Annotated in this window: 16 protein-coding genes; 2 read left to right on the forward strand and 14 right to left on the reverse strand. The window is 73.7% G+C overall.

Annotation, left to right across the window (positions count from 1 at the left end; translation table 11 throughout):
- Positions 1–9: 9 nt before the first annotated feature.
- The 5 genes from Aru02nite_RS19450 to Aru02nite_RS19470 all read right to left on the reverse strand — a co-directional run bounded on the left by Aru02nite_RS19450 (position 10) and on the right by Aru02nite_RS19470 (position 6,409).
- The gene (locus Aru02nite_RS19450) at positions 10–594 is read right to left on the reverse strand and encodes a DUF3592 domain-containing protein (RefSeq protein WP_203659624.1); all 585 of its coding nucleotides are present in this window, start codon (positions 592–594) and stop codon (positions 10–12) included.
- The gene (locus Aru02nite_RS19455; RefSeq protein ID WP_203659626.1) at positions 587–2,545 is read right to left on the reverse strand and encodes a vWA domain-containing protein; all 1,959 of its coding nucleotides are present in this window, start codon (positions 2,543–2,545) and stop codon (positions 587–589) included. The genes Aru02nite_RS19450 and Aru02nite_RS19455 overlap by 8 nt, the downstream gene beginning before the upstream one ends.
- Entirely contained in the window at positions 2,542–3,963 is a 1,422-nt protein-coding gene (locus Aru02nite_RS19460) for a sigma 54-interacting transcriptional regulator (RefSeq protein WP_203659628.1), read from the reverse strand. The genes Aru02nite_RS19455 and Aru02nite_RS19460 overlap by 4 nt, the downstream gene beginning before the upstream one ends.
- A gap of 145 nt (positions 3,964–4,108) precedes the next feature.
- A complete protein-coding gene (locus Aru02nite_RS19465; protein WP_203659630.1) occupies positions 4,109–5,068 on the reverse strand; it encodes a phosphatase PAP2 family protein in 960 nt (319 codons plus the stop codon).
- A gap of 471 nt (positions 5,069–5,539) precedes the next feature.
- Positions 5,540–6,409, reverse strand: coding sequence for an NAD(P)H-dependent oxidoreductase (locus Aru02nite_RS19470; protein ID WP_239076796.1), 870 nt, complete (start codon positions 6,407–6,409; stop codon positions 5,540–5,542).
- A gap of 53 nt (positions 6,410–6,462) precedes the next feature.
- On the opposite strand from Aru02nite_RS19470, the gene Aru02nite_RS19475 reads away from it, so the two are divergent.
- A complete protein-coding gene (locus Aru02nite_RS19475; RefSeq protein WP_203659632.1) occupies positions 6,463–7,458 on the forward strand; it encodes a GlxA family transcriptional regulator in 996 nt (331 codons plus the stop codon).
- A gap of 110 nt (positions 7,459–7,568) precedes the next feature.
- On the opposite strand, the gene Aru02nite_RS19480 is transcribed toward Aru02nite_RS19475, so the two are convergent.
- The 9 genes from Aru02nite_RS19480 to Aru02nite_RS19520 all read right to left on the reverse strand — a co-directional run bounded on the left by Aru02nite_RS19480 (position 7,569) and on the right by Aru02nite_RS19520 (position 18,950).
- Positions 7,569–8,285, reverse strand: a complete 717-nt coding sequence (locus Aru02nite_RS19480; protein ID WP_203659634.1) for a VIT1/CCC1 transporter family protein — start codon at positions 8,283–8,285, stop codon at positions 7,569–7,571.
- A 92-nt stretch (positions 8,286–8,377) separates the two neighbouring features.
- The gene (locus tag Aru02nite_RS19485) at positions 8,378–11,146 is read right to left on the reverse strand and encodes a DUF5682 family protein (protein ID WP_203659636.1); all 2,769 of its coding nucleotides are present in this window, start codon (positions 11,144–11,146) and stop codon (positions 8,378–8,380) included.
- Positions 11,143–12,258 carry an ATP-binding protein gene (locus Aru02nite_RS19490; RefSeq protein ID WP_203659638.1) on the reverse strand — a complete coding sequence of 372 codons (1,116 nt, stop codon included), beginning with the start codon at positions 12,256–12,258 and terminating at the stop codon, positions 11,143–11,145. Before Aru02nite_RS19490 ends, Aru02nite_RS19485 begins: the two co-directional genes overlap by 4 nt.
- A 10-nt stretch (positions 12,259–12,268) precedes the next feature.
- The gene (locus Aru02nite_RS19495; RefSeq protein ID WP_203659640.1) at positions 12,269–13,594 is read right to left on the reverse strand and encodes a vWA domain-containing protein; all 1,326 of its coding nucleotides are present in this window, start codon (positions 13,592–13,594) and stop codon (positions 12,269–12,271) included.
- The gene (locus tag Aru02nite_RS19500) at positions 13,591–14,961 is read right to left on the reverse strand and encodes a hypothetical protein (protein ID WP_203659728.1); all 1,371 of its coding nucleotides are present in this window, start codon (positions 14,959–14,961) and stop codon (positions 13,591–13,593) included. Before Aru02nite_RS19500 ends, Aru02nite_RS19495 begins: the two co-directional genes overlap by 4 nt.
- Positions 14,961–15,461 carry a hypothetical protein gene (locus Aru02nite_RS19505; protein WP_203659642.1) on the reverse strand — a complete coding sequence of 167 codons (501 nt, stop codon included), beginning with the start codon at positions 15,459–15,461 and terminating at the stop codon, positions 14,961–14,963. Before Aru02nite_RS19505 ends, Aru02nite_RS19500 begins: the two co-directional genes overlap by 1 nt.
- A gap of 66 nt (positions 15,462–15,527) precedes the next feature.
- Entirely contained in the window at positions 15,528–16,781 is a 1,254-nt protein-coding gene (locus Aru02nite_RS19510; protein ID WP_203659644.1) for a YeeE/YedE family protein, read from the reverse strand.
- A gap of 215 nt (positions 16,782–16,996) precedes the next feature.
- Positions 16,997–17,218, reverse strand: a complete 222-nt coding sequence (locus Aru02nite_RS19515; RefSeq protein ID WP_203659646.1) for a hypothetical protein — start codon at positions 17,216–17,218, stop codon at positions 16,997–16,999.
- 70 nt (positions 17,219–17,288) lie between these two features.
- Positions 17,289–18,950 (reverse strand): SulP family inorganic anion transporter, encoded by a 1,662-nt coding sequence (locus tag Aru02nite_RS19520; protein WP_203659648.1) that lies wholly within the window; start codon positions 18,948–18,950, stop codon positions 17,289–17,291.
- 173 nt (positions 18,951–19,123) lie between these two features.
- Between Aru02nite_RS19520 and Aru02nite_RS19525 the strand changes: the two genes are divergently transcribed.
- Positions 19,124–21,463 carry an arylsulfatase gene (locus tag Aru02nite_RS19525; RefSeq protein ID WP_203659650.1) on the forward strand — a complete coding sequence of 780 codons (2,340 nt, stop codon included), beginning with the start codon at positions 19,124–19,126 and terminating at the stop codon, positions 21,461–21,463.
- The last annotated feature ends 24 nt before the right edge of the window (positions 21,464–21,487 follow it).

The following is a 21,487-nucleotide window of genomic DNA, read 5'->3' on the forward strand; positions in this document are numbered from 1 at the left end:
GCCCGCGAGTCACGGCAGCAGGTCCGCCAGCACCGGCGCGTACGGCACGTCCAGCACCGCGCGCGCCGCACGCCCCGCCCGGTACGCCACCCGTACCGTCGCGCCGGTGCGGAGCAGCGCCGGGAAGCGCGGGTCGCCGTCGCCGAGGAACCGGAAGTGCCGCACGCACCCCTGCGCCCCGTCCCGGTCCACCCACCCCACCACCACCGTGTACGCCGTGGTCGAGCCGCCGCGCGCGGTGTGCCGGTGCCGCCGCTCCACCCGCGTCACCCGCGCGTCGGCGTGCGTTCCGTTGCGCCGCAACAGATGCAGCCGCAGCACCCGCACCCACCCCCGGGTACGGTGCCCGACGGTGAACCCGGCGGCCAGCCCGGCCGCCGCGCCCACCGGCAGCCCCGCCACGCCCGGCCGTACGCCGAGCAGCGCGGGCAGCAGGTCCCACGACACCCAGGCGCCGGCCACCATCCCGCCGAACAGCGCGCCGGCGACCAGTGCCACCAGTACGCCGGCCCACGTCGCGGTGACGGCGACGCGCACCGGCCGGGGCACCGGGCCGACACCCGTACCGGCCGGCGCGGTGACCGGCTCAGCCACGCCGGCGGCGGGCCCGCAGGTAGTCGCTGACGACCGCGGCGCCCAGCCCGTCCGGATCGGGCGTCACGACCCGCCCCGCCGTACGCCGGGCGACCAGGTCCACGAACCGGTGCAGCCGCGGGTCCTCGCCCAGCATGAACACGGTCAGCGCCGCGCCCAACCGGGCCAGGTGGTCCAGCTCGGCCATCGTGACCCGCAGCGTCTCCGGATCCGGCGGGTAGTCGAACACGCCTTCCCCGTCGGGCGTCAGCCGCGCCGTCGGCTCGCCGTCCGTCACCACCAGCAGTACGGGTTGGGCGTCGGGGTGGCGGCGCAGGTGCCGGCCGGCGAGCAGCAGCGCGTGATGCAGGTTCGTGCCCTGCTCGTACGCCCCGTCGAGGCCGACCAGCTCGTCCGCCGTCACCGTGTGCGCCAGCCGCCCGAACGTGATCAGCTCCAGCGCGTCCGTCCGGAACCTGGTACGTACCAGGTGGTGCAGGGCAAGCGCGGTGCGCTTCATCGGCACCCAGCGACCCTCCGCCACCATCGACCAGGACGTGTCGACGCACAGCGCCACCGCCGCCCGGCTACGCGCCTCGGTCTCGGCGACCTCGACGTCGTCCAGCGTCAGCAGCGCGTCGCCGCCGCCGGTCGCGCGGCGCAGCACCGCGTTCGTGACCGTACGCGGGATGTCCCAGGGCTCGGTGTCGCCGAACTCCCACGGCCGGCTCGACCCCGTCGGCTCGCCCGCCGCGCCCGCCCGCCGCGTCTCCCGCTGCCCGCCGCGCGCGGACAACCGGTCGGTCACGTCGCGCAGCGCGGTCTCGCCGAGCCGGCGCAGCGCGCGCGGCGACAGCCGCAGCGACCCGTCCGGCGCGCGCTCGAACAGCCCGTCCGCGCGCAGCGCCCGGTCCAGCTCCGCCAGCCGGCGCGCGTCGGCCACCGACCGCGGCCCGAGCGTACGTTCCAGCGCCGCCAGGTCGATGTCCTCCAGCCGCGCCCCCGGGTACGCCTGGGACAGCTGCTCGGCCAGCGCGTCCAGCTCGGCCAGCTCGCCCAGGGCCCGCGCGCCGTCGCCCAGCCCCAGCGGCTGGTCGCCGTCGAACGACTCGCCGCCGCCCCAGTCGAAACCGGGCCGCAGCCCGCGCAACCGGGCGTCGAGCTCGTCCAGCGCCGAACCGATCCGCGGGTCACCGAACGCCTGCTGGGAGAGTTCGGCGAGCTCGGCCTGCTGGTCCGGGGTCAGCGAGTTCATCAACCGGGACGCCTCCGCCGACCGCTTGGCCAGCGCGTCGATCAGCTCCTCGACGTTCCGCGGCTGCTCCGGGAAGAACTCGCCGTGCCTGCGCATGAACTCGGCGAACCGCCGGTCCAGGTCCGGCGCGTTCGCCGCGCGCGCGGCGAGCAGGTCGTTCAGGTCCGCGAGCATCCGCCGGACCCGTTCGACGTCGGCCGGGGTCACCTGCCGCATCGCGTCCCGCATCCCGGCGAACCGCTGGTCCAGCAGCTCCCGGCCCAGCAGATCCTGGATCTCCCGGTACGCCTCGGCGCCCTCCGCGCTGCGCCACGGATACTCCGCCAGCTCGCGTACGGCACCGGCCGGGTCCGGGGGCAGCGCGTCCAGCTGCATCTCCCGGAACCGCGCGTCGTCCGAACTCTCCGCCGCCAACGCCGACCGTTCCGCGTCCAGCGCCCGCGCCAGCAGCTCGCGCACCCGCTCCAGCGTGCCGTCCAGCCGGTACCGCTGGCGCAGCTCGCGGCGGCGCTCGTACACCCGCCGGGACAGCTCGTCCAGGCCGGGCCGGTCGTCGAGGCCGCGGCGCAGCAGCTCGTTCAGCGCCTGCCGCGGCGACGCGCCGGCGAGTACGTCGTCGCCGATGGCGTCCAGCGCCGCGCGCGGATCGTACGGCGGGGCCAGCGGGTCGGGGCCGCCCAGCCAGCGCTGGTACCGGAACGCCGGGTCACTGGTCATCCGCCGTACACCACCGAGTCGGGGTCGGTGTCGGCCGGCTCCTTCGCCAGCCGGCGCGTCAGGTACAGGTGCTCCAGGGCCAGCTCGACGGCGGCGGCCCGGTGCCCCGGGTCGGCGTCCGCGGCCAGCCCGAACCGGTGCGCCACGTCGTCCAGGACCGCCAGGGTGGGCAGCGCGGCCAGCACCTCACCCGCCGGTACGCGCTCGCCGGTGAGTACCTGGTGCCCGTCGGAGACCGCGTCGGCCAGCGGCGTCAGGTCCAGCCCGGCCAGCCGCGCCCGGCCGGTCTCGGCGACCGCGCGGCGCAGCAGGTAGTGCAGGATCTCGTCCTCGCGGCCCTCCTCGCCCGGCTCGAACTCCAGCTTCCCCCGCAGTACGCCGGGCACCGTGGTCAGGTCGACGGGGCGGGCCACCGGCGGGTCGTCGCCGGTCAGCGCGGCACGCCGGAGCGCCGCCGCGGCCACCGTCTCGGCGCCGGCGATCGCGAACCGCGCCGACACCCCCGACCGCTGGTCGATCGCCTCCGAGTCGCGCAGCAGCCGGGACAGCCGCGCCAGCACCTCCACCAACGCGTCCGGTACGTCCGCGGCGAGCGCCGCCTCCTGCCGTACCAGGGTGATCTCGGCGGCCACGTCGAGCGGGTAGTGGGTGCGGATCTCCGCGCCGAACCGGTCCTTCAGCGGCGTGATGATCCGTCCCCGGTTGGTGTAGTCGTCCGGGTTGGCGCTGCCCACGAGCAGCACGTCCAGCGGCAGCCGGATCGTGTACCCGCGAACCTGGATGTCGCGCTCCTCCATCACGTTGAGCAGGCCGACCTGGATGCGTTCGGCCAGGTCGGGCAGCTCGTTGATGGCGACGATGCCGCGGTGCGCCCGCGGTACCAGGCCGTAGTGGATGGTCTCGGGGTCGCCCAGGCTGCGGCCCTCCGCGACCTTCACCGGGTCCACGTCACCGACCAGGTCGGCCACGCTGGTGTCCGGCGTCGCCAGCTTCTCCGTGTACCGCTCGGAGCGGTGCCGCCAGCTCACCGGCAGCTCGTCGCCCAGCTCGGCGGCACGGCGGACCGAGGCCGGCGTGATCGGCTGGTACGGGTGTTCGCCCAGCTCGGAACCGTCGATCACGGGCGTCCACTCGTCGAGCAGGCCCACCAGGCTGCGCAACAGCCGGGTCTTGCCCTGCCCGCGCTCACCGAGAAGTACGACGTCGTGTCCGGCGAGCAGGGCCCGTTCGAGCTGGGGCAGCACGGTGCCGTCGAAGCCGACGATGCCGGGCCAGGGGTCCTTGCCGGCGCGCAGCGCCGTCAGCAGGTTGTCACGCAGTTCGTCCCGGACGCCGCGGTGTCGGTGTCCGGTTGCCCGCAGCTCGCCAACGGTGCGGGCCAGTCCGGTCGGTGCGGTCGGAGTCGTCACCCGCACCACGCTACGGCGCGAATCGCCCGACCGGCCACGCCGAATCCGGTCAACCGCCCCGGACCCGCCCGGCGGGACCGCCGGCGCGGAACCGTTCGCCGGACCGGCACGGCCCCGTCACCCGCCGGTACGGCAGCGGTCGCCCGCCGGTTCGCTACTCGAACTCGTCGCGGAACCGGACGGAGGCGCTGCCGCCTCGGCCGTGCGTGAAGCGCAGCTGACGACCGGCCGGACCGCTGGACGCGGGGCGCCGGCGGCGCGGCGAGTCGTGCCGCTCGGCCACGCCGGGCCGGCTGCCGAACCAGAGCCGGGACAGCGGACCCACCCGGCGCGCCGGCCGGGCCGCGAGCTGTGGCAGCCGGGTCCAGGACGCCGGCAGCAGGGCGGGCTTGGCGCTGGGCCGCTCCACCTGCTCGGGCCGCTCCGCCAGTTCCAGGCTGCGTCCGAAGCGCGGCAGCCGCATCGTGTCGAACGGGATCCGGTACAGGATCCGGCTCAGTACCAGGCCGAGCGGGATGGCGGCCGCGACGTCGGTGAGCCAGTGGTAGTCGATGTACACCATCGTCAGCGCGACGGTCATCGGCGCACCGATCCGGACCAGCCAGTACAGGAAGCGCGGCAGGTACGGGCCGATCAGCAGCATGAGCGCCCCGTACCACACGATGGCGTTGCCGGTGTGGCCCGACGGGTACGCCATGCTGAACGGGCCGTCGGGGTGCGCGAACATCTCGACCGGGCCGTGGTGCGGCACCGCGCGGTTGCTCCACACCTTCACCGGCCCGATGCCGAGGTACGTCAGCAGGAACGCGGCGACCGGGATCAGCACCGGCCGGATCGACCGGCGCCGCCAGCCGAGGAACAGCGAGATCAGCAGCGTGCCGTACGTCAGCGGACCGCCCTGGCCGAGGCAGCTCAGCGCGTACGCCGACCACCAGCTCAGGGCGTTGCGATGGTTGTCCGACCAGTGCAGCGCGGCGAGGTCGAGGTCGAGCAGCCAGCGGTTGTTGAGGACGAGCCCGACCGTGATGACGGCGAAGATGGCCAGCATCACGGCGTCGAACCACCAGCCGGTCGGCCGGACCCGCGGTGGGCCCGACCCGTCTGACGTGTGCACGGCCGAATGGCGTGGCCGCGGAATCCCCGTGCCCCGACTCACCAGCCGGTTGCCTCCCGTGGTCATGATCCTCTACCGGTCGTCGGTCGGCCCCGCCCGGAGCCGATGGTCTCGGTCAGCCAGGGCCACTGGCTCCGCCGCGATGGCGCACCGCGTGGGCGCGGGCGATCGTCGACGTCGTGGTCCGGCGCTGTGCTCGGATCGCCCTCCTCGGTCTACCCGGGCCGTACAGCCGCTGCGCACTGCCCCCCGGCGTAGGCACGGTAGAACATCATCGCAAACCGGGCCGTCGTGTGCCCAACCGCAGGGCGGAGGTCACACCAGTACTCAACGAGGCGTGGTGCCGACTGGACTCGCCGTCAGCGCAACTTCTCGTATCGCCCGAAAACGTCCCGGCAGAAACCGTGCGGTACGTGGTGTCCACGCCGTTGTGACACCGCGTACCGCTGATCAAGAATGCCTCGGCCCGGCTCAGACGGCCACTTGGCGTCCCGCCGGGTGCCCACCGCCACACTGTACGGGCAGGTCAGCGGTGGTGTCGGCGCGGTGGATGGCGGGCCCGACGCGGTCCGGCGCACGGTCCGGGCGGAGTACGAGGTGGTCGTCGTAGTCACCGCCCGTCTCGTACCGGAAGGGGATGGGCGGGATGGTCGACAGGGTGCGCAGCCGCTCCCGCAGCCGCGCCGACATCCGTGCGTACTGCTCCGCGGACACCCGGTTGGCGCCGTCCAGGACGACGGTCGGCAGCACCGACATCCCCGTGTACCAGAGGATGCCGTGGGTGATCGGGAACAGCACGTCGTCGATGTCGCCGTGGATGCCGCGCGGGCCGATGCTCGCGCCGCGCGCGCCGACCGTGACGACGACCAGCGCGCGGCGGCCGGCGAGCATGCCGTCGCCGTACCGTCGGGTGCGGCCGGTGGCGGGATCGGTGACGCCGTAGCCGTAGCCCTTGACGAGGACCCGGTCGAACCAGCCCTTGAGGATCGCGGGCGTCCCGTACCACCACAGCGGGAACTGCACGACCAGGGTGTCCGCCCAGTTCAGCTTGGCCTGCTCGGCCCGCACGTCCGCGGGCAGCGTGCCGTCCCGGTACGCCCGCTGCGAGGCGGCGGCCACGTCCAGCCGGCCGGGCGGTTCCACCGGGTACTCGTCGGCCCGGACGACCGGATCGAACCCCATCGCGTACAGGTCGGACTCGCGGTGTTCGTGGCCTTCGGCGGCGAGGGTACGCAGGCCGTCGGTGCGCAGCGCGCCGTTCAGCGAGCGGGGCTCGGGGTGGGCGGAGACCCACAGGACGCGGTGCGGTGTCGTCTTGTCCATGACGTCCAGCCTGGTCACGGCGCCGACCGCCGACGATTGGCCCGGCTGCCAACATGTGCAAGGATCGGGCCATGACCCTTGCCGAGGTACCCGCGCGTCCGCACCGGGTCGTCGTCCTCGCCCGCGACGGCGTACTGCCGATGGAGCTGGGCCTGGTGCACCAGCTGTTCCGGCGCGCCCGCGCCGCCGACGGCACCCCGCTGTACGAGGTGGTCACCTGCGCGCTGCGGCCCGGCCCGGTCGCCACCGACGCCGACTTCCCGATCGACGTACGGCGCGGCCCGGACGAGCTGGCGCGCGCCGACACCGTCGTCCTGCCCGCCGCACACGGGCCGGGGAGTACGGACGAGACGGGGCGGTTGGAGCCGGGGCTGGGCGCCGCGCTCGACCGGATCCGACCCGGTACCCGGATCGCGTCGATCTGCACGGGTGCGTTCGTACTGGCGGCGGCCGGGCTGCTGGACGGGCGGCGGGCCACCACGCACTGGCAGTCCGCGGCCCGGTTCCGGTCGCTGTTCCCGGCCGTCGACCTCGACCCCGACGTCCTGTACGAGGACGCCGGCGACGTCCTGACGTCCGCGGGGGAGGCGGCCGGCATCGACCTGTGCCTGCACCTGATCCGTACGGATCACGGCGCGGCGGTGGCGAACGAGGTGGCCCGCGCGAGCGTCGTCTCCCCGCACCGCGACGGCGGCCAGGCGCAGTACGTGGCGCGTCCAGTACCGGAGCCGGCGGTGTCGTCGACCGGGGCGGCCCGGGCGTGGGCGCTCGACCACCTCGACCGGCCGCTCACGCTGCGCGACCTGGCCGGGCGCGAGTCGATGAGCGTCCGGACGTTCACCCGGCGGTTCCGCGAGGAGGTCGGGGTGTCGCCCGGCCGGTGGCTGACCGCGCGCCGCATCGACCGGGCGCGGCACCTGCTGGAGGAGACCGACCTGCCCGTCGACCGGATCGCCGCCGACGCCGGCTTCGGTACCGCCGCGTCGCTCCGCGCCCACCTGCGGGCCGAGCTGCGCACCTCGCCCAGCGCGTACCGGGCGACGTTCCGGGGCGTACCGGTCGGCTGACGCGCGGCGATGTCGAGGGCGGGGGTCAGCCGGTGGCGGTCGGTCGACCGTCAGGACGTGGCTCGGCGGGCAACGGTCGGTTGACGCGCGGCGGATATCGAAGGGGCGGGTCAGCCGGTGGTGGTGCCGAAGGCGTGGCCGATCAGGAACGTCACCACCATCGCGATCGCGCCGCCGATCACCACCCGGGCCGCGGCCCGCAACGCCGGGGCGCGGCCGAGCCGGGCGGCGACCGTACCGGTGATGGCGAGGGCCACGAGCACCACCACGAACGTCACCGGCGTACGCCAGGACGGCGGTGGCAGCAGGATCGCGGCGAGCGGCAGCAGCGCGCCCACGGTGAACGAGGCGGCCGAGGCGAGCGCGGCGTGCCACGGGTTCGTCAGGTCGTGCGGGTCGATGCCCAGCTCCGCCTCGGCGTGCGCGGCGAACGCGTCGTGCTCGGTCAGTTCCAGTGCCACCTGCCGCGCGGTCTGCTCCGACAAGCCCTTCGCCTGGTAGATCGCGGCCAGCTCGGCCAGCTCCTCCTCGGGCGACTCGCGCAGTTCGCGGCGTTCCTGGTGGAGCATGGCGCGTTCGGTGTCGCGCTGGCTGGACACCGACACGTACTCGCCGAGCGCCATGGACACCGCGCCGGCCACCAACCCGGCCAGCCCGGCGGTGAGGATCGGGCCGCGTTCGGTGGTGGCGCTGGCGACGCCGACGACGAGACCGGCGGTGGACACGATGCCGTCGTTCGCCCCGAGTACTCCGGCGCGCAGCCAGTTCAGGCGCTGCCCGAGCGACTGGTCGTGCGGCTCGCCCGGATGCGTCGACGTCCCGGCCATCGGCGGTGCCCCCTCCCGCTCGGCGCCACCAGGCTATGCCGGTACGCCCGCCACCCGAACGACATTGCCCGAACTCGCCGGGGTGCGCCGGGTCACCGGGTGAGGAGGGCGGCGAGTGCCTGCGCGGTGGCCGGATGCCGGTCCAGCAGCCCGGACGACGGCGCCGACGGGCCGGGGGTACTCCAGGGGTCGGTGGCACCGAGTACGGCGGCGACGGCGTCCGTGGCGGCCGGGTGGGCGGCGAGCAGGTCGGTGACCGGACCGCCCGGCCGCGCCTCCGGTACGGCCGGGGCGGGCGCGGCGGACCACGGCGGCGTCCAGGTGTCGAGGGCGCGCAGCGAGCCGGGGAACGTACGCCCGGCCTCGCGGACGAGCAGCGGGACGAGTTCGGCGGCCTCCGCCCGGAGCGTGGTGATCAGCGTGGGCAGCCACGGCAGCAGCACGTGGTCGGGCAGCCGGGCGAACGCGCCGGACAGCGCCTCCACCACGAACGGCGCCAGCCCCGGTGCCGGCTCCAGCGCCTGCACGAACCCGCTCAGGTACGCCGGGAACGACGGCACGGTGAGCGGGTTGTCGAGCAGGCCGTCGCAGCGGGCGCGCAGGTCGTCGAGGCCGAGGATGCCGAGCTGGTACCGGGCGGCCCAGAGCAGCGCGACGGTGGCGGGCGACTCGGGATGCGACTGCGCGACGGCCAGTTCGAGCTGGGTGCGGTCGCAGCCGAGGGACAGCGCCAGGCTCTCCATGCTGAACAGGAAGCCCAGCATGGCGGCGATCTGCCGGACGGTGGTGGCCTCGTCGACGGTGGCGACGGGCAGCAGCGTGCAGTAGTGGCCGTACCCGGCGGTGACGAACTCCTGTACCCAGGCCGGCAGGGTGGGTGCGGTGGCGCGGTAGTACGTGCGGAGACGGCGGATCCGGCGCAGTACCTCGGGGGCGCCGTCGACGGTGCGTTCGGCGGCGAGCAGGGTGACGGCGCGGGCGCCGAGTTCGGCGGTGAAGCGCGGGTTGTCGAGGAACAGCACCGCGTCCTCGACGGCGCGGAGCGCGGTGGCGGCGGTCGCGGTCGGATCCCAGGCGGCGCGCCGCAACCGCTGTTCGAGGACCTGTTCGACGGTGACGCCGTCGTACCCGAGCTCGATGAGGGCGCGCTGGTTGCGGCCGAGCGCGAGGTCCCAGCTCTCCTGGACGGACCGTTCGCCGAGGGTGCGCTCGCCCATGATCGGGCGTACCGCGTCGGTGGGGAGCAGGCGGCGCAGCAGCCACAGCAGGTCGGAGCAGGGCCGCAGGTCGGGGCGCGCGTCGAGGTCGAGCAGCGCCCGCTTCTGGGTACGCGCGGTCAGGTCGAGGCCGAGCGGGGCGAGCCGGTCGTACACGTCGCGCGCGAGCGGGGGGAGCGCGTCGTACCCGACCCGGCCGACGCGGTCGCCGCCGAGCAGGATCCCGCACAGCGTCGCGACGTCCCGCCGCCCCGGTACGGTGTCCTTCTCGATGCAGGTGACCGCCGCGTCGGTGAAGTCGTACGGGGTGGGCCGCTGCCGGCCGCGGATCCCGGCCAGCAGTACCGAGGTCTCGAACACGGCGATCGCGTCCGCGGTACTCGCCAGGTAGCCGTTGCGGCGGGCGAGCCGCACGATGTCCACGCACCAGCCGCGCAGCTCGTCGGAGTCGAGCCCGCCGGGCCGGGACGGCGCGGACAGGAAACCGGACAGCCGGTCGTCGACCGGATCGCCGTCCCGGCCGGGCATCGCGGCGCGGGCCTTCGCGCCGGCCTTGGGCGCCTTCTGCCCCGACAGCCGGTACGGCCGGACGCCGCCGCGCCCGCTCGTGGCCTTGGCCCAGGTGGCCGCGGCGACCGACACCGAGCCGGGCGCGAGCCCGAACTGTGCCTCGATCGCCGAGTGGCTGGACGGGATCAGCCCGTACAGCCAGGCGGTCCTCGTCCGCGGCCCGATCTCGTACGGCGCCGTCGACGCGACGCCGAACTGCTCGACCCGGCTGGCCGCATGGAACGCGCCGCACACGTACAGGCAGTCGGATGTGTCCACTGTGGACTGTGCGCGGTGCGCGCGGATCCGGGTCCACATGTACCGTTCGCGCGTCTCGTCGCCGCGCAGCCGCTCGCCGGCCGGCGTCAACCGCCGGAACAGGCTGCCGATCAACACCATCACCTGCCGGTACGTGTCGTGGTCGGCGCCCACCAGCGGCTGCTCCACGTACTGGTCCCACCACTCCGACCAGTGCCGTACCTTGCCGTGGTGCAGCAGGTACGCCTCCAGCTCGGCGAACCGGGGGCGCAGGTCGCCCAGCTCCACCCCGACCGCGTCCCCGTGCAGCGCCGCGTCGTCCGGCGCCGAGGGGTCCGGCTCCGGCTCCGGGTCTTGCGGCTTCTCCTGGAACACGTGGTCGGTCGAGTGGTCCACGCACACCAGCTCGACGCCCGGCGTCTGCAACGCGTACGCGATGACCTGGTACTCGGCGGACGCCTCGGTGATCGGCGCGACCACCGACAGCGGCCCCCACTCGGCGGGGAACCCGTCCAGCTCCGACGCGTACGCCTGGAGCGCCACCGGCAGCGTGCAGTTGCGCAGCTCGGCAAGTAGCGGCTGGAGATCCTCGCACAGCTCCAGGTAGACCACCTTCGGTTGCTTGGCGCGCAACCGGCGGGCCATCGCCGCCGCGGACGCCGGCGAGTGGTGGCAGACCGGGAAGATCTCCAGTTCCTCGGCCACCGCCCGGTCGACGTCGTCGACGATCCCGGCGAGGATGTCCGCCACCGCGTCCCCGCCGCCGAACTCGCCGGCCGCGTTGGTCAGCTGCGCGCGCAGCGCCCCGAACGGTCCGGACGCGTCGGGTGCGCTCATGACAGGGTGGCGATGGTCTGACGGCCGCCGTCGAGGAACACCGGCCACTCGCCGCCCTCCGCCTTGCTGCGCGGCTCCACCACCCCGTGCCAGTACTTGTTGAGGATGGCGAGGTCCTCGGGGCTGCGCCGGGCCAGCGAACCGACCAGCGACGCGGCGAGCCGTTCCGCGGTGAGGCGCCGGTCGCCGAAGAAGTGGCTGGACAGGATCGCGTCCTCCAGTACGCCGATCTGCTCGGCCGTGGACAGCGCCGACTCCAGCTTCTCGTCGTCGCTGCCGGCCGACGCCGCCGCGGCGCGCAGGTCGGCGAAGCTCTGCAGCAGGATGTCCAGCAGCGACGGCGGCACGTCCAGCTCGATCGCGTGCCGCCGCAACAGTTCCTCGGTACGGAACCGGACGATCTCCGTCTCGCTCTTGCGGTTCGTCACCACCGGGATCCGGACGAAGTTGAACCGTCGCTTCAGCGCCGACGACAGGTCGTTCACGCCGCGGTCGCGGCTGTTCGCCGTGGCGATGATGGAGAACCCCGGCTTCGCGAACACGACGTTGTCGTCGTCCAGCTCCGGGATCGACACGTACTTCTCCGACAGGATCGAGATCAGCGCGTCCTGTACGTCGCTGGTGGAGCGGGTCAGCTCCTCGAACCGGCCGATCACCCCGCCCTCCATCGCCGTCATGATCGGCGACGGGATCATCGAGTCGCGCGACTGCCCCTTCGCGATCACCATCGACACGTTCCACGAGTACTTGATGTGGTCCTCGGTGGTCCCCGCGGTCCCCTGTACGACGAGCGTCGAGTTGCGGCAGATCGCCGCGGACAGCAGCTCCGCCAGCCAGCTCTTGCCGGTACCGGGGTCGCCGATGAGCAGCAGGCCCCGGTCGGACGCCAGGGTGACGATGGCGCGCTCGACGAAGCTGCGGTCGCCGAACCACTTCTGGTCGACCTCGCGGTCCAGCCCGTCGGCGCGCTCCGAGCCGAGGACGAACAGCCGCACCATCTTCGGCGACAGCCGCCACGAGAACGGCTTCGGGCCGTCGTCCACCGACTCCAGCCAGTCCAGCTCGTCGGCGTACTTGACCTCGGCGGGCGCGCGCAGCAGGTCGTCGGTCACGTGATGTCTCCTAGCCGAGGAAGTTCTTCAGTTCGAACACGAGCTTCGTGATGTGGCCCGAGATCACCGGCGTACCCAGGTCCTTGAAGCGCTGCCGGAACCACGGGTTCACCTCCTCGCGGCCGGAGCTGGTCACCGAGCCGACCGGGATGAACCGCACGCCCGACCGGTGCACCGCCTGGATGCCGTCGAACAGCGGCTGCGACCGGTCGAACTCGTAGAAGTCGGAGATCCACACCAGTACTGTGTTGCGCGGGTCGGCGATCTTCGGCTGCGCCATCGCCAACGCGACCGGCCCGTCGTTCCCGCCGCCCAGCTTGGTACGCAGCAGCACCTCGAACGGGTCGTGCACCCACGGCGTCAGGTCCAGCGCGCGCGTGTCGTACGCGATGAGGTGGACGTCGACCTTCGGCAGGCCGGCGAAGATCGACGCGAGGATCGTGCAGTTGACCATCGAGTCGACCATCGAACCGGACTGGTCCACCACCACGATCATCCGGGCCGGCGTGGTACGCCGCGCGGTGTGCTTGTAGAACAGGCGGTCCACGTACAGCCGCTCGTCCTCGGGGTTCCAGTTCGTGAGGTTCTGCCAGATGGTGCGGTCCACGTCCAGGTTGCGGAACACCCGCTTCGGCGGCACCGACCGGTCCACCGTGCCGGCGCTGGACTTCTCCACCTGGGTACGCAGCACCTGCGCCACCTCGTCGACGTACCGGCGGATCAGGGCCTTGGCGTTGGCGAGCGCGACTCCGGACAGGTTCGCCTTGTCCCGCAACAGTTGTTCGATCAGCGACATGCTCGGGGTGAGCTGCCTGGCCAGCGTCGGGTTGGCCAGCACCTCGCGCAGCCGCATCCGGCTCACCAGGTCGCCCTCGATGCCGGCGAGCACACCGCCCAGCTCGTCCCCGGCCGGCCGGGCGCGGATCTGGCCGGGCTCGCAGCCGAGCCCCCGCTCGAACCAGCCGGCGTCGGCCTGCCAGTGCCCGAGCTGGCTGGCGCTGACGTCGCCGCTGCCGGTGGCGAACACGTTGAGCAGCAGCTTGCCGGCGAGCGCGGCCCGGCGTACCTCGGCGGCGGTGTCGCGGGTGTCCGTCTCCGCGGGCCGCAGCAGCCCGTCGAACTCCGCCGCCAGCTCCGGATGGCGCTGTACCACCGTGTCCACGCTGACCGTCGGGTCCAGCAGCGTCGCCGGCAACCCGAGCGCGTCGAGCAGTTCGGCGCTGGTGGACTCCAGCGCCGGCTGCTCGTCGGCGGCGAAGATCCGGGACAGCAGCCGCCAGTAGAGCAGTTGCCGGCGCGCGGCGTCGGCCGTCGGGTCCGGGGTGTCGGCGGTCATGAGCGGAGCAGCCGTCCGGCGCGCTCCCGCAGGACGGCGACGGCGTCGTTCCTCGCCTCCGCCTTGGCCACCTTCGGATCCGTCGGCCCCTGCGCCCAGTCCGCCGTCGCGACCGTCGCCGGCTTGCGCTTCACCGTGGTACGCACGGCGAGCGGCTGCACCCGCCAGCCGCCGGCGTCCCACCGCAGCAGGCCGATGCACGCGGTCGAGGCGGCCACCAACTCCGGGGTGAGGGGGCCGCAGCCGGGCAGCCGGTCGGTGTCGAACGGCAGCGCCCGCCCGTCCAGTACGGCGGCGTGGTCGGTGACCGTGTAGTCCTCCAGCAGTACCGGTTCGGCGATGCGTACCGGATGCCGGTCCAGCGGCGGTACGCCCGCGGCGGTGGCCTCCGGCAGTACGAGCCGGGCGGTGGTGAACGGGTCGGCCGGCTCGCCCGGCGTCGCCGCGTCCTCGCGCCACAGCAGGTCACCGCCGGGCAGCAGCGGCATGTCGGTCAGCTCCAGCGCGCGGCCGGCGGCGAGCGCACCGAGCAGTACGGGGCGGTCGACGAGGGTCCAGACGGCGGGGCCGACGATCGTGTCCACCTTCGCCGCGGCGGCGGCCACCCGTACCAGCCGGGCGCCGCCGGCGGTCTCCAGTACCCCGTGCACCTCGAACTGGACGGCCGTCGCGTGCTCGTGCACGTCGACGCCGAGCGGCAGCAGCCGGCCGGACACCGGTGCCGCGGCGGGCGGCCCCGGCCAGGTGTCCTGCGCGAGCAGGACGGCGCGCGACCACAGGTCACCCCACCGGCGGTACGGCAGGTGCTCCATCGTCGCGATCGGCGTGCAGGCGCGCAGTTCCGCGGCGAACCCGTCGAGCAGGACGGCCAGCCGCCGGGTGCGCGGCTCCGCCAGCAGCGTCGCCACGACCGGCGCGGACGCCGCGACCAGGTCCTCCCCGACACCCCGCCAGCCGGTCACGGCCAGCTCCGTCAGCCACGACCGCGCCGCCGCCAGCGGTACTCCCGGGGAGTCGCCGCCGGTCGCGTCCCACTCGGCGCGCGAGCGCCCGGTGCCCGTGTCGGCCGCGGCGAGCAGCGCGTCGTGCACCGCGCCGAGCAGCGCCGCACGCGCCCCCGCCACCGCCGCCAGGTACTCGTCGGCCACGGTGCCGGCGGCCAGCGTGGCCACGGCGTCCGCCGCCGCGGTGGCCAGCGGGGACGCGCCGGCGGCGGCGGCCAGGGCGGCGAGCGCCGCGCGTTCGGGTTCGCCGAGCCGGCCCAGGCCGTTCGCCAGGGCGTCGTCGAGGCCGTCGACGACCGCCAGCGCCTCGGCCAGCCCCGGTACGGCGTCGTCGGTGAGCGCGCCGATCTGGGTGCCCCGCATCAGCCCGCCGTCCTCGTCGCGCCGAACCACTGCAACTCCGGTACGGGACCGTCCGCCTCCGGCACCTCCAGGTACGCCAGGTGGCGCAGGAAGCGGCTGAACACGGTCGCCGCCGGCGCCGGCGCGTGGTGCGGGTCGAGGGCGCCGAGCACGTCGGAGTCCGCGCCGACCTCGACGCGCAGGTAGCGGGCCACCCGCTCCCGCCCGTACTGGAGGACGGCCTCGTCGAGCATCGCCCGCAGGTGCTTGCACGCGTACGGCCCGGACAGCCCGCCGCACGGCCGGTTGTTGTTCGTACTGCAGCTCAGGCCGTGCCCGTCGGCCGTCACCGACGACACGTACACCCGGGCGATGTCCGAGCCGCTCGACACCACGCCCTGCACCCGGCCGTCCGCCAGTTCGACGAACGGCACCTTGGCCAGCTTCCGTGCCCGTACCGGTCGCACCAGGGTGGCGCCGCTGCACCGCTCCCGGTCGCCGTCCGTCCCCAAGTCGATCATGATCGGGTCTTTGTACCCCATCGAACGCTTGTTCGTCGAGCCGGCCCGGAGCGCCGTCGCGCGGGGTCAGCAGATGCTGTCGGACGGCTTCGGGTTCGCCAGCCGGAACAGCGGGCGCAGCCGCAGGCCGACCCAGGTGCCGGCGAGCGCGGCGACCGCCCACACCCAGCCGGAGACGCTGCCCGAGGCGATGCCCGCCAGGTACGCGCCGATGTTGCAGCCCTGCGCGAGCCGGGCACCGACACCCATCAGGACGCCGCCGAGTACGGCCGCCACCGCGGTACGCCACGGCACCCGGCGGTGCAGCGTCCACACCCCGCCGGCCGCGGCGGCCACGGCCGCGCCGAGCATGATGCCGAGGTCGGTGAGGCTGGTCTTGTCGGCGAGGACGGGGCCGGCGAGCTTCGCCGCGTTCTCCGGCTGCCGCCAGAACGCCCAGTGCTCCGGGTGCGCGCCGAACACCCCGCCGAGCTTGCTGCCCCACAGTGCGAACGCGCTGGTGATGCCCCAGGCGGAACCGCCGACCAGCAGTACCGCGCCGCCGAGTACGGCGAGGACGACGGCGCCGACCCACAGCGGCCAGGACCCGCGTACGATCCGCGCCGCGCCGCGCGCCGTGGGCGGGACGCCGACCGGCGGCGGGGTGCGCCGCCGCTGCACCAGGTACGAGACGCCGACGACGGCGGCGAGCGCCACGACCGTGACCGCCCAGGAGCCGAACCAGCCGACGTGGTCGGAGAGTACGACGGCGGGCAGCGCGGGCCAGCCGGTGAACAGCGGCGACTGCCAGGCGTACACGGTGGAGCCAAGGACGAAGCCGCCGAGGGTCAGGACGATCGCCGACTGCCCGGAACCGACCGCGAACAGCGTGCCGGAGGCGCAGGCACCGCCGAGCTGCATGCCCGCGCCGAACAGGAACGCGCCGACCACGAGCGCCAGCCCGAGCGGCCCCGCCGACGGCTCCGGCGTACTGCCGAACAGCCCCGTGCCGGTGCCGATGATCAGCGCGAACAGCGTGGCGGTGGTACCGAGCAGCAGGGCGTGCGCGCGCAGCCCGGTGCCGTTGCCGACGGCGACGAGCTGCCGCCAGGCGGACGTGAAGCCGAACCGGGAGTGGAACAGCGCGAGGCCGAGCCCGGCGCCGAGCAGCAGCAGGACGCCCGGCTTCGCGCCGTGCTGCACCCACACGTACGCGTCGGCGAGCGCGGTGAGGACGGCGGCGACGGCCAGCGGCACCCACCGTACGGCGGGGGCGGGCGCGGCGTCCGGGGTCGGTACGGAGGTGGGGAAGGCGCGGGCGGGTACGGCGGGAGCGGCCATGGGGGATCTCCGGGCGAAAGGGTACGGGCAGGGACGGCGGGGCGGTCGCGTCAGCGACACAGCCCGTCGTCGGTGCACTCGTAGGCGGCGGCCAGCAGAGCCATCTGCAGGCGCTCGGCGTACCCGGTCACGGCGGAGAGGCTAGCCCGCCCGGCGGCCGCGCGGCACCCTCCTCCCGCGTGCTGGGAGGGCGCACCGCCGTGCTGCGACCGGGATCACGGTCCGGCGGCCGGCTCCGGCTCCGGTACGGGCGGGCTCGGGTCGGCGGCCAGGTGCGCCGCGGTGCAGGCGTCGATGAGCCGCTGCGCCTGCCGGACGATCAGCGCCCGCAGGTCGTCCAGTTCGCGGCGGCGGTCGGCCGCCAGCAGGTAGTGGTACCTCGCGCGCGAGCGTCCGATCGCGTCGAGCGAGTCCAGTACGTCACCCGTGCGTCCCACCGCCACCACCCCCGGATCGGCCGACTACCACCAGCATGCGGCATGGCATGCCGCGTCCAGGGCGGTTCGCTCACGGTTCGCGGGACACCGCCCCCGGGTACGCGCCGGCACCGGCGCCCACGCTCGGGTACAGGTGGTCGGCGCCGATGCGGGCGGTCAGCCCGGACCGGTCGAGTACGGCACGGGCCGGGGTGTGCACGCCGCCCAGCCAGAGCCGGGCGCCGCTCGCGGCCAGGTCGGTGACGAGCTTGTCGAGCACGTTCACCGTCTCCACGTCGAGGTCGGTGGACAGCGACATGTCCACCAGTACGACGCGGACCGGGGGGTCGGCGGCGGCGACCGCGGACCGGACGCCGTCGCGGAGCAGCTTCGCGTTGGCGAACACCAGCGCGGCGTTCAGCCGGTACACCAGCAGACCCGGCTCGGTGACCAGGTCCGGGGTGGGCGCGTCGGCCCGGACCCAGATCGCGGTGCCGCGTACCCGGCCGAGCGGTCCGACGGTGGGGCGGGCGATCCGGCTCAGCAGCAGGAGGATGCTGGCGCTGACGGCGGTCAGCAGACCCGGCAGTACGCCGAGGACGAGGACGCCGGCCATCGCGGCGAGGGCGATCACGAAGCTGTCCCGGCGCAGCCGGGCGATGCGGCGCAGCGCCGCCACGTTCAGGAAGCCGAGGACGGCGCTGATCACGATCGCCCCGAGTACGGCCTGCGGCAGGTCGCGGAACAGCGGCAGCAGCGCGACCGCGGTGAGTACGGTGAGCCCGGCGACGACCAGCGACACCAGCGGGGTACGCGCACCGGCGCGGTCGTTCGCCGCGGTCTGGCTGGCGCCGCCGCCGACGATGAAGCCCTGGAGGAAACCGGCGAGGATGTTGCCGGCGCCGACGGCGGTCAGTTCCCGGTTCGGGCGGACGTCCTCGCCGTGCCTGTCGGCCATCGCCTCGCCGACCGTCGCGGTCTCCGCGTACCCGACGACGGCGATCGCCATCGCGCCCGGCACCAGCGTCACCACCGCGTCGAACGGTACGTGCGGCACGGCCGGGACGGGCACCGCGCCGTCCACCCGGCCGAGTACGGCGACGCCGTGGTGGTCCAGGTGGCCGAACGCGACGGCCAGGACGCCGGCCACCACGACGATCAGCGCGGCCGGCGCCAACGGTACGAAACGGCGCAGTACCAACAGGACGGCGAGGGCGCCGAGTCCGACGGCCGCGGTCACCGGGTGCACGTCGCCGAGGTGACCGACCAGGTGGCCGAGCTTCGGGACGAAGTTCCCGCCGGAGTCGGGGACGCCGAGCAGCTTCGGTACCTGCCCGACGATGATGGTCAGGCCCAGCCCGAACATGAACCCGGTCTGTACGCCGGCCGCGATGAACCGCGACACGAAGCCCATCTTCAGCGCCGCCAGGCCGATCAGCGTCGCGCCCACCAGCATCGCGAGTACCGCGGACAGCCCGGCGAACGAGCGCGCGTCGCCGGCCGCCGCCGGGGCGACCAGCGCGGCCGAGATCGCCGCCGTGGACGAGGTCGGACTCACCACCATCTGCCGGCAGCTGCCGAGCACCGCGTACGCGAGCAGGCCGGCGATCGCGGCGAACAGTCCGGACTGCGGTGGCAGCCCGGCGATCTGCGCGTACGCGATGGCCTGGGGGACCACGAGGGCCCAGATCGTCAGCGACGCGAGAACGTCCGGCCGCAGCCACGCCCGCCGGTAGCCCCGCAGCCAGTCCAAGCCCCGACCTCCCCGTGCCGCACCTCGACGGTACGGCCGGATCGCCTGCGGTGAGCGCGGTTCCCGGTAACCCGGCGTTCGGCGTTCCGCTCCACCGCCGTCCCGGTTCTCCGTACGGTGGAGCGTGGACGACCGGCGGCTCCGGCCGGGTCCGTACACGGGGGAGGAGCACGATGGCCACGCCGTTCACGGGAAAGATCGCACTCGATGTCCGGGATTCGCAGCCGGACTGGACACCGTTCCTGGCGCGGAAGGCACCCGCCGGTTCGCCCAACGTCCTGGTCGTGCTGTACGACGACACGGGCACCGCGGCGTGGTCCCCGTACGGCGGGCGGATCGCGATGCCGACGATGGACCGGTTGGCCGCCAACGGACTCACGTACACGCAGTGGCACACGACGGCGCTGTGCTCGCCGACCCGGTCCTGCTTCCTGACCGGCCGCAACCACCACCAGAACGGGTTCGCCAGCATCTCCGAGTCGTCCACCGGGTTCCCCGGGTACAGCTCGCACATCCCGCCGGAGTGCGCGCCGATGGCGACCGTACTGCGGGAGGCGGGCTGGTCGACGTTCTGGGTCGGCAAGAACCACAACGTACCGGTGGACGAGTGGACGATGGGCGCGTCGAAGGCGCGGTGGCCGCTGGGCATGGGCTACGACCGGTTCTACGGCTTCATCGGCGGCGAGACCAACAACTGGTACCCGAGCCTGGCCGAGGACAACCACTACGTCGACCAGCCGTACCTGCCGGAGGACGGCTACCACCTGTCGAAGGACCTGGCCGACCGGGCGATGCAGTTCATCCGGGACTCGAAGCAGACCGAGCCGGACAAGCCCTGGTACCTGTGGTTCTGCCCGGGCGCCAACCACGCGCCGCACCACGCGCCGGCGGAGTACGTCGAGAAGTACCGGGGGATGTTCGACGACGGGTACGAGGCGTACCGGGAGTGGGTGCTGCCGCGGATGGTCGAGCGCGGGATCCTGCCCGAGGGCACCGAACTCACGCCCATCAACCCGATGGCCGACGGCACGTACTCGCCGAACGACCGGGTGCGGCCGTGGGAGTCGCTGAGCGCCGGCGAGAAGCGGCTGTTCAGCCGGATGGCCGAGGTGTTCGCCGGGTTCAGCGAGTACACCGACGCGCAGGTCGGCCGGATCGTCGAGTACCTGGAGGAGTCCGGGCAGCTCGACAACACGCTGATCCTGTACTGCGCGGACAACGGCGCGTCCGGCGAGGGCAGCCCGAACGGCTCCGTCAACGAGGGCAAGTTCTTCAACGCGTGGCCGGACACGGTCGAGGACAACATGCCGCTGCTGGACAAGCTCGGCAGCCCCGACGCGTACAACCACTACCCGACCGGCTGGGCGGTGGCGTTCTCCACGCCGTACCGGATGTTCAAGCGCTACACGTACCAGGGCGGGGTGTGCGATCCGCTGGTGGTGCACTGGCCGGCGGGGATCCGGGCCCGCGGCGAGGTGCGCCACCAGTACCACCATGCGGTGGACGTGGTGCCGACGATCCTGGAGGCGTGCGGCGTCGAGTTCCCGGACGTGGTGAACGGGGTGCCGCAGACGCCGCTGGCGGGCGTGTCCATGCGGTACAGCTTCGACGACGCGGAGGCGCCGACCCGCAAGCAGACCCAGTACTACGAGATGTTCGGCTCGCGCGGGATCTGGCACCAGGGCTGGAAGGCGGTCACCGAACACGGCCCGGTCAGCGGGCTGAGCCACTTCGAGAACGACCGCTGGCAGCTGTTCCACACCGACGTGGACCGCTCGGAGGCGCACGACGTGGCCGCGGAACACCCCGACAAGGTGGCGCAGCTCAAGGAACTCTGGATGGCGGAAGCCAAGCGAAACAACGTGTTGCCGCTCAACGACATGGCGGTCGTCGGGCCGGACCTGGAGAAGTTCCTCCAGATGGAGTTCAAGGTGCCGGTGCCGCCATCCGGCCAGTACACCTACTACCCGGGTACGAGCGAGATCCCGGAACGGTCCGCCGCGAACGTGCACGGCGTGTCGTACAAGGTGCTGGCGCAGGTCGAGGTGACGGAGGAGACCGAGGGCGTGATCTTCGCGCACGGCTCCCGGTTCGGCGGGCACGCGCTGTTCCTGCTCGACGGCGAGCTGGTCTACGCGTACAACTTCCTCGGGATCCCGCCGGAGACGCGGATCTCCGCCGCCGCACCGAAACCCGGGCGGCACGTCGTCGGCGTCGAGTTCACCAAGCAGCGCCTCGGCGAGCACCACGAGTCGTACGGTCCGCTCAAGCTGTACGTGGACGACGCCGTCGTGGCCGAGGCCGAGATCCGTACCATGACCGGACACTTCTCGCTGTGCGGCGAGGGCCTCTGCATCGGGTACGACAGCGGCGACGCGGTGTCCGCCGCGTACCGGGACCGGGGCCGCTTCCCGTACCGCGGCGGGGAACTCGTGAAGGTCGTGTTCGACGTGGCCGACGACGCGTACGTCGACGTGGAGCGGCACCTGGCCGCCGCGATGTCCCGCGACTGACCACGATCCGGCATCGCGCCGCCC

This window comes from Actinocatenispora rupis, assembly GCF_016861975.1.
GTDB lineage: Bacteria > Actinomycetota > Actinomycetes > Mycobacteriales > Micromonosporaceae > Actinocatenispora > Actinocatenispora rupis.